The 13187-nt window shown below is 69.5% G+C and carries 9 protein-coding genes; 5 read left to right on the plus strand and 4 right to left on the minus strand.

Annotation, left to right across the window (positions count from 1 at the left end):
* Positions 1–28: 28 nt before the first annotated feature.
* Positions 29–3565 carry a DNA polymerase III subunit alpha gene (gene dnaE, locus STSP_RS11050; protein WP_067275406.1) on the minus strand — a complete coding sequence of 1179 codons (3537 nt, stop codon included), beginning with the start codon at positions 3563–3565 and terminating at the stop codon, positions 29–31.
* A 354-nt stretch (positions 3566–3919) separates the two neighbouring features.
* Between dnaE and STSP_RS11055 the strand changes: the two genes are divergently transcribed.
* The 4 genes from STSP_RS11055 (at position 3920) to STSP_RS11070 (ending at position 8798) form a co-directional block, all read left to right on the plus strand.
* Complete coding sequence (locus tag STSP_RS11055) at positions 3920–5245, plus strand: DUF2252 domain-containing protein (protein ID WP_067275409.1); 1326 nt, start codon at positions 3920–3922, stop codon at positions 5243–5245.
* Between the two features lie 78 nt (positions 5246–5323).
* A complete protein-coding gene (locus tag STSP_RS11060) occupies positions 5324–6013 on the plus strand; it encodes a hypothetical protein (protein WP_067275411.1) in 690 nt (229 codons plus the stop codon).
* Positions 6014–6121: 108 nt separating this feature from the next.
* On the plus strand, positions 6122–6940 hold the full coding sequence (locus tag STSP_RS11065) for a thioredoxin domain-containing protein (protein ID WP_067275413.1): 819 nt from the start codon (positions 6122–6124) through the stop codon (positions 6938–6940).
* A 187-nt stretch (positions 6941–7127) separates the two neighbouring features.
* Complete coding sequence (locus STSP_RS11070) at positions 7128–8798, plus strand: alkaline phosphatase D family protein (RefSeq protein WP_078067070.1); 1671 nt, start codon at positions 7128–7130, stop codon at positions 8796–8798.
* Between the two features lie 66 nt (positions 8799–8864).
* On the opposite strand, the gene STSP_RS11075 is transcribed toward STSP_RS11070, so the two are convergent.
* Positions 8865–9434 (minus strand): dienelactone hydrolase family protein, encoded by a 570-nt coding sequence (locus STSP_RS11075; protein WP_067275415.1) that lies wholly within the window; start codon positions 9432–9434, stop codon positions 8865–8867.
* A gap of 63 nt (positions 9435–9497) precedes the next feature.
* Here STSP_RS11075 and STSP_RS11080 point away from each other — a divergent pair, with 63 nt between their 5' ends.
* Complete coding sequence (locus STSP_RS11080; protein ID WP_067275416.1) at positions 9498–10634, plus strand: mechanosensitive ion channel family protein; 1137 nt, start codon at positions 9498–9500, stop codon at positions 10632–10634.
* Here STSP_RS11080 and STSP_RS11085 read toward each other — a convergent pair.
* A complete protein-coding gene (locus tag STSP_RS11085) occupies positions 10606–11355 on the minus strand; it encodes an SDR family NAD(P)-dependent oxidoreductase (RefSeq protein WP_067275419.1) in 750 nt (249 codons plus the stop codon). The genes STSP_RS11080 and STSP_RS11085 overlap by 29 nt on opposite strands.
* Before the next feature lie 106 nt (positions 11356–11461).
* The gene (locus STSP_RS11090) at positions 11462–13048 is read right to left on the minus strand and encodes a Na+/H+ antiporter (RefSeq protein ID WP_067275422.1); all 1587 of its coding nucleotides are present in this window, start codon (positions 13046–13048) and stop codon (positions 11462–11464) included.
* Positions 13049–13187: the final 139 nt, after the last annotated feature.

Here is a 13187-nt window from a genome sequence, read left to right on the forward strand (position 1 = left end):
GACTGTCGTTGCGCCGGCGTGCCTGTCCTCAGCCCGCCAGGCAGGACGGGCCCAGCAGCACCTTCAAGTCGCCGAAGAGCGCGGGGTCCGGCTGGACCCGGTGCCGGTCGAGCCGCAGCACCGTCGTCTTGTGGGCGCCCTGCAGCTTGATCCGCACCTCGCTGTTGCCCTTGTGGTGGCTGAGGATCTCGCCGAGGCGGCTGACCATCGGCGGGGTCACGCGCGTGGTCGGAATGGTGATGACCACCGGGGCGTTGGAGCCCGCGTTGGACAGGTCCGGGACCATCAGCTCCATGGCGACCAGCCGCGGCACGTCCTCACGCTTGTCGAGGCGTCCCTTGACGAACACGACGGCGTCCTCGACGAGTTGGGTGGACACCAGCTGGTACGTGGCCGGGAAGAACATGCACTCGATGGAGCCGGCGAGGTCCTCCACGGTCGCGATCGCCCAGGCGTTGCCCTGCTTGGTCATCTTGCGCTGCAGGCCGGAGATGATGCCGCCGATGGTGACCACTGCGCCGTCGGCGTGCTCGCCGCCGGTGAGCTGGGAGATGGCCGCGTCGGTCTTGTCGGACAGGATGTGCTCGATCCCGAAGAGCGGGTGGTCGGAGACGTAGAGGCCGAGCATCTCGCGCTCCTGGGCCAGCAGGTACGTCTTGTCCCACTCCTCCTCGGAGAAGGTGACGTCGAGCCCGAACCCGGGCTCGTCGGTGCCCTCGTCCATGCCACCGAAGAGGTCGAACTGCCCCTCGGCCTCCTTGCGTTTGACCGCCACCACGTTGTCGATCATCGGATCGTACTGCGCGGTGAGGCCCTTGCGGGTGTGCCCGAGGGTGTCGAACGCGCCTGCCTTGATGAGCGATTCGGTGGTGCGCTTGTTGCAGACGACCGCCTCGACCTTGTCGAGGTAGTCGGGGAACGACGTGTACTTCCCCTTGGCCTTGCGGCAGCGGATGATCGACTCGACCACGTTGGTGCCGACGTTGCGCACCGCGGAGAGGCCGAAGAGGATCACGTCGTCGCCCTGCGCGGCGAAGTTGTGCTCGGACTCGTTCACATTGGGCGGCAGCACCTTGATGCCCATGCGGCGGCACTCGTTGAGATAGACGGCCGACTTGTCCTTGTCGTCCTTGACGGACGTGAGCAGCGCCGCCATGTACTCGGCGGGGTGGTTCGCCTTCAGATACGCGGTCCAGTACGACACGAGGCCGTACGCCGCGGAGTGCGCCTTGTTGAACGCGTATCCGGCGAAGGGGACCAGCACGTCCCACAGCGCCTGGATCGCCGCGTCGCTGTAGCCGTTCTTCCGCGCGCCCTCCTGGAAGATGACGAAGTTCTTCTCCAGCTCCTCGGGCTTCTTCTTGCCCATCACGCGGCGGAGGATGTCGGCCTCGCCGAGCGAGTAGCCGGCGATGATCTGGGCGGCCTTCTGCACCTGCTCCTGATAGACGATCAGGCCGTAGGTGACGTCCAGGACCTCCTTGAGCGGCGCCTCCAGCTCGGGGTGGATCGGCGTGATCTCCTGCTGCCCGTTCTTGCGCAGCGCGTAGTTCGTATGGGAGTTCATGCCCATCGGGCCCGGCCGGTACAGGGCCGACACGGCGGAGATGTCTTCGAAGTTGTCGGGCTTCATCAGGCGCAGCAGTGAGCGCATGGGCCCGCCGTCGAACTGGAAGACGCCGAGGGTGTCGCCGCGCTGGAGCAGCTCGAACGTCGTCGGATCGTCGAGCGGGAGGCTCAGCAGATCGATGTCGATGCCCTTGTTGGACTTCACCATCTTGACGGCGTCGTCCATGATCGTGAGGTTGCGCAGGCCCAGGAAGTCCATCTTCAGCAGGCCGAGCGACTCACAGCTCGGGTAGTCCCACTGTGTGATCGTCACGCCGTCGGTGTGCCTCACCCACACCGGGACATGGTCGGTAATGGTCTCGCTGGACATGATCACGCCGGCCGCGTGCACGCCCATCTGCCGGACCAGGCCCTCGACGCCCTTTGCGGTGTCGATGACCTTCTTCACGTCCGGCTCGTTCTCGTACATCCCGCGGATCTCGGCCGCCTCCGAGTACCGGGGGTGGTTCGGGTCGGTGATGCCGGAGAGCGGGATGCCCTTGCCGAGGACGTCGGCGGGCATGGCCTTGGTGAGGCGGTCGCCCATCGCGTACGGGTAGCCCAGGACGCGCGCGGAGTCCTTGATCGCGTTCTTGGCCTTGATGGTGCCGTACGTACCGATCATGGCGACCTTGTCGGCGCCGTACTTCTCCGTCACATACCTGATCACTTCGACGCGCCGACGCTCGTCGAAGTCGATGTCGACGTCGGGCATCGACACGCGCTCGGGGTTCAGGAACCGCTCGAAGATCAGGCCGTGCGGGACCGGGTCGAGGTCGGTGATGCCCAGCGCGTACGCCACGATCGAGCCGGCCGCCGAACCACGGCCCGGGCCCACCGCGATGCCGTTGTTCTTGGCCCACATGATGAAGTCGGCGACCACGAGGAAGTAGCCCGGGAACCCCATCTGGATGATGACGTCCATCTCGTACTCCACCAGCTTCTGGCGGTCCTCGGGGATGCCTCCGGGGAAGCGGCGCGCCATGCCACGACGCACCTCCTCCTGGAACCACGTGACCTCGGTGTAGCCCTCCGGGATGTCGAACTTGGGCATCAGGTCGCGCTTCTCGAACATCCCGGTGGTGTCGACCTGCTCCGCGACCAGCAACGTGTTGCGGCAGCCCTCCTGCCAGGCGTCCGAGGAGTCGATGGCGTACATCTCCTCGGTCGACTTCAGGTAGTAGCCGGTGCCGTCGAACTTGAAGCGGTCCGGGTCGGAGAGGTTCTTGCCGGTCTGGATGCACAGCAGCGCGTCGTGTGCGCCCGCCTCGTGCGCGTACGTGTAGTGCGAGTCGTTGGTGACCAGCGGCGGGATGCCCAGCTTCTTGCCGATCTCCAGCAGACCGTCCCGGACCCGGCGCTCGATCTCGATGCCGTGGTCCATCAGCTCCAGGAAGTACCGGTCCTTGCCGAAGATGTCCTGGTACTCGGCGGCCGACTTCAGGGCCTCGTCGAACTGGCCGAGGCGCAGCCGGGTCTGGAGCTCGCCCGACGGGCAGCCGGTGGACGCGATGAGCCCCTCCGACCACTGGGAGATGGTCTCCTTGTCCATACGCGGCCACTTCTGGAGCCAGCCCTCCTTGTACGCGTCGGAGGAGAGCCGGAAGAGGTTGTGCAGACCGGTCGCGTTCGCCGCCCAGATCGTCTTGTGGGTGTAACCACCCGAACCGGACACGTCGTCCTTCTTCTGGTGCGGCTGGCCCCACTGGATCTTGCGCTTGTTGCGCCGGGACTCCGGCGCGACATACGCCTCGATCCCGATGATCGGGACGACTCCGGCCTTCTTCGCGGAGTGGAAGAAGTCGTACGCGCCGTGGAGGTTGCCGTGGTCGGACATGGCGATATGGGTCATGCCCATCTCGTTGCACGCGTTGAACATGTCCTTGAGCCGCGCCGCACCGTCCAGCAGCGAGTACTGGGTGTGCACGTGCAGGTGCGTGAACGGCGGCTTCGACACGGTCTGGCCTCCAGGGCGATGTTACGGCGGCGCAAAGCGCCTCGATCAGGGGTGGTGGTCGGGTGACGGGTGGGCGACAGTCCGGGGACAGCCTCGAAGTCTATGCCCGGGCACCGACAGGCGAGGGCACTCCACGGACACGAGCGCCGCGATCCGAGCCCCGCGACCGGGCACGCGCGCGTGCCGCAGCGAGACACACGCAGGGCACGCCAGCAGTTCATCCTCCTGGCACGCCCGCGTATCGCCGCAGCGGCCACAGGCCGGGCACTCCCGCGTACTGTCGTCCGTTGGAAGGGGACGGAACGCCGTCCCCCAGACACCACGGACACCAGCCGTACCAGGAGGCACCCAGCGATGTCGGTCCCGCAGCCCAGCGCCGAGCAGCGCGGCGACGAGATCCTTGCCGTCTTCGAGACCGCCTTCGGCGAGCTGCTGGCCGCCGATCCCGCGGCGTTCCGCGTGAAGTTCCGGAAGATGGCGGCGTCCGCCTTCGCCTTCTACCGCGGCACGGCCTGCCTCTTCTACCACGACCTGGAAGCCGAGAAGCACGGCGGCCCGTACCTGGACGACCGCACCGCGCGCGTGTGGATCCACGGCGACCTGCACGCGGAGAACTTCGGCACCTACATGGACTCCACGGGCCGCCTGATCTTCAACGTCAACGACTTCGACGAGGCCTACGTGGGCCCGTTCACCTGGGACCTCAAGCGCCTGGCCGCCTCGCTGGCGCTGACCGGGTACGCGAAGGCGCTGAGCGACGAGCAGATCACCGAACTGGTGCAGGTCTTCGCGGCGGCCTACCGCGAGCGCATCCGCGCCCTGGCAACCGGCGCCAAGAGCGACGAGGTGCCGCCGTTCACGCTGGACACTGCCGAGGGCCCCCTCCTGGACGCGCTGCGCGACGCCCGCTCCCTCACCCGCTTCGGGCTGCTCGACTCGATGACCGAGATCCGCGACTTCGAGCGCCGCTTCGCGCCGGGCGGCGGCTCGCTCGAGCTGGACGCGGCCACCCGCTACAAGGTGCTGGCCGCCTTCGACGGCTACCTGGAGACGCTGCCGGAGTCGTCCCTGTCGCGCCCCGACTCGTACCGCGTGAAGGACGTCGTCGGCCGCCGCGGCATCGGCATCGGCTCCGCCGGGCTGCCGTCGTACAACATCCTCCTCGAGGGCAACAGCGACGCCCTCGAGAACGATGTCGTGATCTACATCAAGCAGGCCCAGACCCCGGCCGTCTCGCGGCACATCACCGACCAGGCGATCCGCGAGTACTTCCAGCACGAGGGCCACCGCACGGTGATCTCGCAGCGCGCCCTGCAGGCGCACGCCGACCCGTGGCTCGGCTGGACCGAGTTGGACGGCGCAGGACAGCTGGTCGCCGAGGTCTCGCCGTACGCGGTCGACCTGGACTGGTCCGACATCGACGACCCGGAGGAGATCGCCGCGGTGGTCGCCGACCTGGGCCGGGCCACGGCCACGATGCACTCGGCCGCCGACGACCAGTCCGGCGAGTCCCTGGTCCCCTTCTCCACGGAGCGCGCCATCGACGCGGCGATCGCCGCCGACGAGGAGGGCTTCGCGCCCCTGCTGGTCGACTTCGCGCACAGCTACGGGGCACGCGCGCGTGCGGACCACCAGATCTTCGTCGACCTGTTCCGCAACGGCCGGATTCCCGGTCTGTAGCCGTTTCCGAGGCCGTCGGGACTCTCACAGGGACCCTTTAAGGGTCGCTTATCCGTTCCCATGGCACACTCCTGCGCAATGGACGTCATATCCGGGACCCAGCTCAGAGCCGTGCGCGCGGTGGTCTTCACGGCACTCGTCGTGATGCTCTCCGTCGCGTCGCATGTCCTGCTGTCCCGGACCCCCCTGCCGCTGGCCACCGTCGCCGTCATCGCCGCCGCCGTCTTCGCCGTGGCCTATGCGCTCGCAGGCCGTGAGCGCGGGTACGGACGGATCGCCGCGCTCCTGATCCCGCTGGAGCTGACCGCCGACACGGTGTTCGCCGCGGGCCAGCACGTCTGCTACGGCAGGGCGGGCGGCCCGGTCGCAGGCCCGCTGCGCTCGGTCGGCCTCGACCTGCTGTGCGGCGGCGGCGACGTGGGCACCCCGCTGGCGCAGGTGGCCGGCGGGGACCCCGGCCGGGCCTCAGCGCTGCTGGCGCACGCCGACCCCGCCACCGCGTGGCTGCTGCTCGGCGCCCATGTCGGCGTCGGCCTGCTGGCGGCCGCGTGGCTGCGGCGCGGTGAGCGGGCACTGGAGCAGCTGCTGCGGGCGGTGGCGGCGTGCACGTTCCGGCCGCTGCTGATCGCTGTCGCCGCCGTGACCGCGCGTCCGGCACCGGGGCGCCGCCGGGCGCGGCCCGCGCGCCGGGTGCGTACCGCGCGCACGCGCCTGCTGGTCCACTCCGTGGGACGACGCGGACCGCCGCGCTCGCCTGCTCTCGTCTGATCAGAGCGGTCAGAGCAGAGCGGCCGGTCCCCCCAGTCCCCGCGTACGCAGGACGTACCACGACGTACGCAGTCACGCCATCACGTCATCACACGGAGAAACACCACCATGAGCAAGAGGAACAGCCAGGCGGCGAAGACGGCGGCCCGCGAGCGGCTGCGCGCCGAGCGCGAGCGGCAGGCCAAGAAGGACAAGGTGAGGCGGCAGCTCATCGTCGCCGGCTCCGCCGTCGCCGTCCTCGCGATAGCCGGGGGCGTCGGCTACGCCCTCGTACAGGCCAACAAGCCCTCCTACTGGGAGGCCGCCAAGGACGACAAGCTGGTCAAGCCGGCGAACACGTCCGGCACGAACGGCACCACCGTGATCATCGGCAAGGACACGGCGAAGAAGACCCTCAAGCTGTACGAGGACCCGCGCTGCCCCGTCTGCGCCAGCTTCGAGCAGACCGTCGGCCCGACGGTGCACAAGGACGTCGAGGACGGCAAGTACAAGCTCCAGTTCATCGGCGCCACGTTCCTCGACCGCAACCTCCAGGGCGAGGGCTCGAAGAACGCGCTCAGCGCGCTCGGGGCCGCCCTCAACGTCAGCCCCGAAGCCTTCCTGGACTACAAGACCGCGCTCTACTCGGCCAAGTACCACCCCGAGGAGACCGAGGACAAGTTCAAGGACGACTCCTACCTGATCAAGATCGCGAACACCGTGGGCGCGCTCAAGAACAACACGGAGTTCCAGAAGGACGTGAAGGACGGCACCTTCGACAAGTGGGCGCTGGACATGTCCGAGGTCTTCGACAAGAACAAGGATGGGATCACCGGAACGCCGGGCCTGGTCATGGACGGCAAGAAGCTCACGGGCTCCGACGGCCAGAACGCGCCGATGACCGTCGCCGAGTTCAACACGGCGATCGACAACGCGCTCAAGGCCTGAGCGGACAGCACGCTTAAGGGCTGAGCAGTCGCACCCAGGTGGCCGCACCCAGGTGGAAATCGCCGGGTGAAAATCCCGGTGCCGACCCGGTGGTTGAGCAAAAATCGCCGTAAGCACGGCGGAAGAGCGGGCGAACTTTTCGAGTTCGCCCGCTCTGCGTTCATACCGATCAGTAATCTGATCGGCCGTGACCAGACGACTCAGCTCCCTGGATTGCTCTCCGGACTCCCCCAACTCCCGTGCGCCGCGCCGCCGTACCGTCGTAAAGGCCGCGGCCGCCACCGCCGCTCTCGCCCCGCTCGCCGCGGCCCCCGAGGCCCTGGCCGCCGACGGCCCCGCCTTTCTGCACGGCGTCGCCTCCGGCGATCCGCTGCCCGACGGCGTGCTGCTGTGGACCCGGGTCACCCCGGTTCCCGAGGCCGTGCCCGGGTCCGGCAAGGGCCCGGACACCGAGGTGAGGTGGGAGATAGCCGAGGACAAGGGGTTCACCACGGTGGTGGGCCGGGGCACGACCATCGCGACGGCCGGCTCCGACCACACGGTCAAGGCCGATGTAAGGGGCTTGCGCCAGGCGAGCGTCTATTACTTCCGCTTCCGCGCGGGCGACGCCGTCTCCCCCGTGGGCCGGACGCGCACCGCACCCGCGTACGACGCCGCCGCCTCCGGCGTCCGGTTCGGCGTCGTGTCCTGCTCCAACTGGGAGGCGGGCTGGTTCTCCGCCTACCGCCACCTTGCCGGCCGCGCCGACCTGGACGCAGTGCTGCATCTCGGCGACTACATCTACGAGTACAAGACCGGCGAGTACCCGGCGGCCCAGTACGGCGTCCGGACGCACGAGCCGCAGCACGAGATCGTCACGCTCGCCGACTACCGCACCCGGCACGGCCGCTACAAGACCGACCCGGATCTGCAGGCGCTGCACGCCGCCCATCCCGTCATCGCGATCTGGGACGACCACGAGTTCGCCAACGACGCCTGGTCGGGCGGCGCCCAGAACCACACGCCGGAGACCGAGGGCGACTGGGCCGAGCGGCAGGCCGCCGCCAAGCGGGCGTACTTCGAGTGGATGCCGGTGCGCCCGTCCACCGAGGGCACCGTCTACCGCAGGCTCCGCTTCGGCAGGCTGGCCGATCTGCACCTGCTGGACCTGCGCTCCTTCCGCTCCCAGCAGTCGACGATCGGCAACGGCGACGTGGACGACGCGGACCGCACGATCACCGGCCGCGCCCAGCTCGACTGGCTGAAGTCGGGCCTGGCGTCGTCGGACACCTCCTGGCGGCTCGTCGGTACGTCGGTGATGATCTCGCCCGTCGCCTTCGGCTCGCTGCCGGCCGATCTGCTCGGCCCGCTGGCAGAGCTGCTCGGCCTGCCCAAGGAGGGCCTGGCGGTCAACGTCGACCAGTGGGACGGCTACACGGACGACCGCAGGGAGCTCATCGCGCATCTGCGGGACAACGGCATCACCAACACCGTCTTCCTGACCGGCGACATCCACATGGCCTGGGCGAACGACGTGCCGGTGAAGGCGTCGACGTATCCCCTCTCGGCGTCGGCGGCCACGGAGTTCGTGGTGACGTCCGTGACCTCGGACAACCTCGACGACATCCTGCACGTCGCGCCGAACACGGTGTCGCTGGCCGCCGAGGCCGCGATCAAGGGCGCCAACCGCCATGTGAAGTGGCTGGACATGGACTCCCACGGCTACGGGGTCCTCGATGTCACCGCCGAGCGCTCCCAGATGGACTACTACGTGCTCTCCGACCGCACCGATCCCCAGGCGACGGCGTCCTGGGAGCGTTCGTACCGCACGCTCAGCGGCACGCAGAAGGTCGAGCGGGTCTACGCGCCGGTGCGCTGAGCCTCGCTGTTCCGGGGCGGATCCGCGGAATCGGGTGCGGAGCAACGGGAATCGGGGGCGGAGCGACTACAAGCTGTCCAGGAACCCCAGCGCGGTCCGCCACGTCGACTCCGCGGCCTCCGCGTCGTAGTCCGGCAGGTCGGGGTCGGTGTAGAGGTGCCCGGCCCCGGCGTACCGGTAGATCTCCACATCGGCGCCGGTCTTGCGCATCCGCAGGTACCAGGCGCTCAGCCAGTCGTCCGTTTCGAACGGATCGGGCTCGGCGACGTGCAACTGGACGGGCAGGTCCTCCGCTGACGCGTTCTCGGCGATGTCGGACGTGCCGTGCAGAAGCAGCAGGCCGCGCGCCTTCTCGTCGCCGAGCGCCAGGGTCTGGGCCAGGGCGGCTCCGAGCGAGAACCCCGCGTACACCAGGCCCCGCTCCGAGTACGGCGCGGAGGCCAGCACGGCGCGCTTGAGCAGCTCGTCCTTGCCAATCTCGTCCTTGAAGTCCCTTGCCTCCTCGACGTCGTCGAAGGTGCGGCCCTCGAAGAGATCGGGCGTCCACACCTCGTGCCCTGCCTCGCGCAGCCGGTCCGCGGCGGCGCGCACCGCTGGCCGGAGCCCGTACGTCGAGTGGAACAGCATGATGTTCATGGGCCCATGGTGCCAGCTCAGGCGGCATGTTCAGGGGGCGCCGGGACTGGTTACGGTCGAAGCATGGACAACGTACTGCGTCCGCTGATCGTCATCGGTGGCTCGGTCGTGCTCACCTTCCTCGTCGGATGGGTGGTGGACCGGCTTCTGCGCCGGGCCGACGACCGGCACAACGAGACCCCCCTGTGGGGGCTGCTGCGCCGCTGCCGCCTTCCGCTGCAGGTCGTGCTGTGCACGGGGCTGCTGCGAGGGTCGTACGAGCAAGCGAGGATCGCCGAGGACCATGCGGCGGCGATCGGCCGTGTCCTGAGCCTGGTCCTCATCGGCTCCACAGCCTGGCTGGTGATCCGTATCGCGGCGGCGGTGGTTGAGTCCTCGTACGCCCGGTACGCCGCGGCGCGCCGCGATCCCGCGCGGGTCCGCAGGGTGCGTACGCAGGTGACGCTCATCCAGCGCGTGGTCTCCGCCGTCGTCGGTGTGGTGGCTGCCGCCGCGATGCTGCTGACGTTCCCGGCGATGCGCACGGCGGGGGCCTCGCTGCTCGCCTCGGCGGGCATCCTCGGCATCGTCGCCGGTATCGCCGCGCAGTCCACGCTGGGCAATCTCTTCGCGGGGCTGCAGATCGCGTTCGGCGACATGGTGCGGCTCGGCGACACGGTCGTCGTGGACGGCGAGTGGGGCACGGTCGACGAGATCACGCTGACGTTCCTGACCGTACGGACCTGGGACGAGCGGCGGATCACGATGCCGGTGTCGTACTTCACCAGCAAGCCGTTCGAGAACTGGTCGCGCGGCGGCGCCCAGATGACCGGCACGGTCTTCTTCCACCTGGACCACCGCGCTCCGGTGCCCGAGATGCGCGAGAAGCTCGCGGAGATCGTGCGCGCCTGCCCCGCGTGGGACGGCCGCGCCTGGGGCCTGGACGTGACGGACACCACACCCACCACCATGGAGGTACGGGCCCTGGTCACGGCGAAGGACCCGGACGACATCTGGACGGTGCGGGTCACCGTGCGGGAGCAGCTGATCCGCTGGCTGACGGAGGAACACCCGTACGCACTACCGCGCGTCACCACCGCCCAGGCCTCACTGCCGCCGGCCATCCCGCACCAGGTCCGGGGGCCAGGGGCCCCGTCGAAGGCCGACCAGGACCAGCCGGGGGGCGGGACGGTCAGTGCCCGCGCTCCGCACCGCCGTTGACCTGCACCACCTGCGCGGTGATGTGACTGGCGGACGGCGACGCCAGCCAGTGCAGCGTGGCGGCGACGTCCCCCGGCGTCCCGGCCCGCCCGGTGGAGGTCTCGGCGATCAACTGCTGCCGCCGCTCCTCGGTCATGCGGTCCCCGAAGAAGTCGGTGTCCTCGATGTAGCCGGGGGCGACGACATTGACCGTGATGCCCCGCGGCCCGAGCCTGCGGGCCAGATCGAAGGCGTACGGGTGGAGGGCGGCCTTGGACGCCGCGTAGGCGCCCGAGCCCGAGCCGCGGTAGGCGGCGATGGAGCTGAGGAACAGCACCCGGCCGCCGGGCGAGGCGAGCCGGTCGCTGAGTGCCTCCGTGAGCAGGGCCGCGGTGAGCGTGTTCAGACGGAAGGCCACGGTCCAGGCGTGCGCGACGGCGGCCAGTGGATCGTCCCCGGCCTCGGTCCCGGGCCCGGGTTCCAGCAGCCCGCTGCCACCGGCACTGTGGATCAGCACGTCCACGGTGCCGAGCTCGGCCGCCACGAATTCCGCGACTCCGCGCACGTCCTCGACTTTGGTCAGGTCGGCGGCGTACGTCAGGGCGCCCGGCACCCCGGCCTTCTCCAGCACCTCGGCGCGGCGCCCGAGCAGCAGCACCTGGTCCGCGTCCGCCGCGAAGGCGAGCGCCGCCGCGAGCCCGATACCCGTACCGCCACCGCTGATCACCACGTTCCGCGTCATGCGGCGACGTTACCTCGGGATTCTGTGTCACCCGCGGCCTGGTGGGCCAAGTGGGCGGGTTCACCCGACAGTTCACACGGGTGCCGGTCTCCGTGGGCGCGCCGTCTCACCTCAGGCTGCGCACGTCCAGGTGGCGCAGCACGCGGTCGACGATCTCCGGATCGGCGCCCGGCTCGCTGCGCGCGGAGAGCACCTCGTGGCGCGCGGCGGAGAGCATCTCGCCCTGGATGCGCCGGATGCGTCTGATCCGCTCCACGCGGTGGGCCTGTGCCTCGCGCCGTTCCTCGTCGCCGATGTCGGGGCTGATCCGCAGTCCGATGTCGAGCGCGCGGCGCAGGAGCTGTTCGGTCACCTCCTCGGGCAGCTCCTCGACGTCCCGGATCTCCTTCAGCCGCTGGCGGGCGGCGTGGGCCGCGCGCACCGCCAGCTTCTTCTCGAGGGCCTTCTCGGCCTCGGTGTCCGCCTCCACCCCGAGCTTCCCGACCAGCCAGGGCAGGCTGAGTCCCTGCAGGACAAGGGTGGCCATGATGACGCCGAACGCGATGAACACGATCTCGTCGCGGTCCGGGAAGGGCGAACCGTCGTTCATCTGCTGTGGAATGGCGAGGGCCAGGGCGACGGACGCCACGCCGCGCATTCCGGCCCACCACATGACGACCGTCTCGCGCAGGCTGACGGGGATGTCCTCGTCGTCGCGGCGGCGCATGTGCAGCCGATTGGTGAGCCATGTCGCCGGCAGCAGCCACAGCAGTCGTACGAGGATCACGACGCCGACGATCGCGGCGGCCCAGCCGAGCATCTCGCCCCATCGGCCCGACGCGGTGCCGACGGCGTTGTGCAGTTCGAGCCCGACCAGGCCGAACGCCGCCCCGGTGACCAGGGTGTCGACGACGTTCCAGAAGGTGCGCCCGCTGAGGCGGGTGAGCACGTCGTCGGCGTCGAGGGCGTATTCGGCAAGGAACAGGGCCGTGGTGAGGACGGCGAGGACGCCGGAGCCGTGAAGCTCCTCGGCGAGGACGTACGAGACGAACGGCACCAGCAGGGTCAGGCCGACCTGGAGCGTGGCGTCGCCGAGGAGGCCCATGAGCTTGTTGGCGGCCCAGCCGAGCGCAAGGCCGACGACGACGGCGACGACGGCGGAGAGCACCAGTTCGAGTGCGGCGTGCGGCAGCGAGAAGGAACCGCTGACGGCCGCGGTGATGGCGACGTGGTAGAGCACGATGGCCGTCACGTCGTTGAACAGCCCTTCGCCCTCCAGGATCGACACCATGCGGCGCGGCAGACCCAGTTGGCCTGCGACGGCGGTCGCCGCGACCGGGTCGGGCGGGGCGACGAGCGCGCCGAGCGCGACGGCGGCAGCGATGGGCAGGCCCGGCACGATGGCATGGGCGACGGCGGCGACGGCCGCCGTGGTCACGAACACGAGGGCCACGGCCAGCAGGAAGATGGGGCGTTTGTTGGCCGCGAACTGCCGCCAGGAGGTGCGCTGTGCGGAGGCGTAGAGCAGCGGCGGCAGCACGGCGGGCAGGATCAGCTCCGGCGGAATGTCGACATTCGGCACGCTGGGCACCAGTGCCAAAACGATTCCGCCGAGCGTCATCAGTACGGGCGCGGGCAGCCCGAGCCGGTCCCCGAACGGCACGCTCACCACGGCCCCGAGCAACAGCAAGAACAGCAGGGCCAACTGATCCACGGAGCCGCTCCGACCGCTCTCGACGACGAGGCATCAAGCGTGCCACGCGATGATCGCCGGAACCGGGCTCCGCCCCGCGGCGTGCTGCGGTTCGGCAGCGCCCCGAAGGGGCGCGGGGAACTGCGCGACCAGCCACGAC

It is taken from the genome of Streptomyces jeddahensis (genome assembly GCF_001642995.1).
Lineage (GTDB): Bacteria > Actinomycetota > Actinomycetes > Streptomycetales > Streptomycetaceae > Streptomyces > Streptomyces jeddahensis.